The sequence below is a fragment of the uncultured Methanobrevibacter sp. genome (assembly GCF_905235195.1).
Lineage (GTDB): Archaea > Methanobacteriota > Methanobacteria > Methanobacteriales > Methanobacteriaceae > Methanarmilla.
Window position 1 is genome coordinate 1 of the sequence record NZ_CAJOKH010000097.1, and the last position, 2318, is coordinate 2318.

Annotated in this window: 3 protein-coding genes; all 3 read left to right on the plus strand. The window is 24.4% G+C overall.

What is annotated here, in order from left to right:
* Positions 1–451: 451 nt before the first annotated feature.
* From QZ146_RS08625 to QZ146_RS08635, 3 genes are read left to right on the plus strand one after another with little or no spacing between them, the layout of a single operon-like run.
* On the plus strand, positions 452–613 hold the full coding sequence (locus QZ146_RS08625; protein WP_295723665.1) for a hypothetical protein: 162 nt from the start codon (positions 452–454) through the stop codon (positions 611–613).
* A gap of 59 nt (positions 614–672) precedes the next feature.
* The gene (locus QZ146_RS08630) at positions 673–1407 is read left to right on the plus strand and encodes an ATP-grasp domain-containing protein (RefSeq protein ID WP_295723667.1); all 735 of its coding nucleotides are present in this window, start codon (positions 673–675) and stop codon (positions 1405–1407) included.
* Between the two features lie 26 nt (positions 1408–1433).
* The gene (locus QZ146_RS08635) at positions 1434–1868 is read left to right on the plus strand and encodes a hypothetical protein (protein ID WP_295723670.1); all 435 of its coding nucleotides are present in this window, start codon (positions 1434–1436) and stop codon (positions 1866–1868) included.
* The last annotated feature ends 450 nt before the right edge of the window (positions 1869–2318 follow it).

Consider the following 2318-nt stretch of genomic DNA (forward strand, 5'->3'; position numbering starts at 1 on the left):
TTACTTTTTATTTTAACTCAAATTATATAATTTATTTTTACATTATCCGTCTAATTTAAGTTTTTCTATTTTTTTTACTTAAGAATTTCCCCTAATTTTTTAATAATAACTTTTTATTTTAAAATAATTATTTTTGAGGATTTAAATTCCTTCAATATTGGGGATATCCTTTTACAAAATAGGTTCTTTTATTTAAACTCTAATTTTTAAAAACCCTTAAGTTTATGAAATGTCTAGAATAAATAATTTTAAATACTTAACGATCTAATTAAGATTAATATAATTTTACAATATAATAAAGTTCAATTGAATTAAAATTATGTTTAAGAGATTATTTTATGAGAAATATTATTGTTGTTGAATGTCAATCTACAGGTAAACATTTTATAGGAGACATTATCGATCGAGGATATAATCCTGTTGTATTGCATTTAAAAAATGTTGATACTGAATGGGTAAGGCATTTGAAAAGGATTTGTTTAAACATTCTGAAAAAATTCCTTATGAATTTGATAGGGTTTATGAACAGGATACTTTTGAAGAAACTCTTGAAGAGGTCAAAAACTTTAATCCTCTTTTAATTGTTCCAGGTAATGAAAGAGGGTTATCCTAGCTACTAAATTGTCTCATGAGTTAGGTCTTTAAGAAAATCCTATTGAAAATCTTGATGCAATGACTCTTAAACATGAGATGCATAATCGATTAGCTGAAAAAGGTCTTTGTTATATTAAAGGAAAAGTTATTTCTTCTATTGACGAGGGTTTAGATTTTTATGTCAGTGAATCTTTAAAAAAAGTTGTCATAAAGCCTATTTATAGTGCAGGTTCTACAAATGTTAGAATTTGTCTTAACCGAGAGGAAGTGAAAGAATCACTTGAAAATTCATTTAAAAATGTTAATCGGTTTGGAGAAAATATTTCTCAGATTTTAATTCAGGAACGTATTGGTGGTGTTGAATATATAGTCAATAATGTTTCTCAGGAGGGTATTCCTCGTGTTACGACAATTTGGAAATATAATAATATTAAAACTTCTGAGGGGGCTAATGTTTATAATACCATTGAAACTGTTAATGAATTAAATATGGGTGAAGCTGAGATGATTGAGTATGCTTATAAGGTTATAAGTGCAATAGGTATTAAATATGGTCCTGTTCATGCGGAATATATGATTGACGATAAGGGTCCTGTTTTAATTGAGGTTAATTGTCATCCTATGGGTGGGGATATCCCTGCAGACTTTTTGAATCAAATCTCAGGTCAACATGAAACTGATTCTACTTTAAATGTTTATTTAAAACCTAAAACTTTTCATGTGTCTTTAAAGAAAAAAATATTAGCTATATGCTTATGGTATAATAAAATTATTTATTGTAAGAGGAAGTTTACAATAATTTTAACTTTTTAAGAAATGTTGAAGAAAATGCATTTTCATTGATTTTAAGTGATGATACTTTTGATATAGAACTTAAAGATGATGAAACTTACTTAAATGAAATTAAATCTATAATTAAGATGGCTAATGATTATGCTACATGTCTGTTTATAACCGATCAGTTTATCGATGATTCACACTTACTTCAAGTGAAATTAGATCAACTCGATGACTTAAAATCTAATTATGATTTAATTATTTTGAATCTAAATAAAAGTTTATTTAATTTAAATGAATCAGATAAGGTTAATGCATTTTTAAAGGTTTTATCAACCCTTAAAACTGATGAAACAATTTTCATTTCAAAAAATTCTTACCAATTATTGACTAGTGGTAGAAAAGGTGTTGAAGCTTTAATCAAAGTTTTAGATTATAATATTGAGGTACCTCCTTATTATATGTATGATTTCATAATTGCTTCCAGAAAACAATAAAATATATTATTTGTTTATTAACAATATTTTGATTATTGTCTTAAGAATAGCACAACCCAAAAGATTCACATATTCTAAAGGTTATTAAGAGAATTAAGAATATATTATCATAAATTGGAAATAGGTTTAATTTCCCTATTCCACTTATTGCTTGAATTATGGTGTTATAAAGTTGTTTCATTCTATTTTTTAAAATAATATCTTTTTATATTTTTTAAATAATTTTTAGACCTTTGGCAAATATTCTTGATTAGGATTTTTATAATTATTTTAAATTTAATTTAATAACGATTTATATTCTATAATTCACTGCTAGAAACTTAAGATTTTTTCGAATTTTTTCTCATTTTCACTACTTTTTTTCAACTCATTTTTCTTCAATTTAGTTAATTTTATTCATTTTTATTTTAATACTTTATATATTAATTTTAATATATTTATACCTTATTT

Coding starts and splice junctions, on each gene's coding strand:
- QZ146_RS08625 (WP_295723665.1), top strand. CDS start 452: ATGGGTAAGGCATTTGAAAAGGATTTGTTTAAACATTCTGAAAAAATT.
- QZ146_RS08630 (WP_295723667.1), top strand. CDS start 673: ATGACTCTTAAACATGAGATGCATAATCGATTAGCTGAAAAAGGTCTT.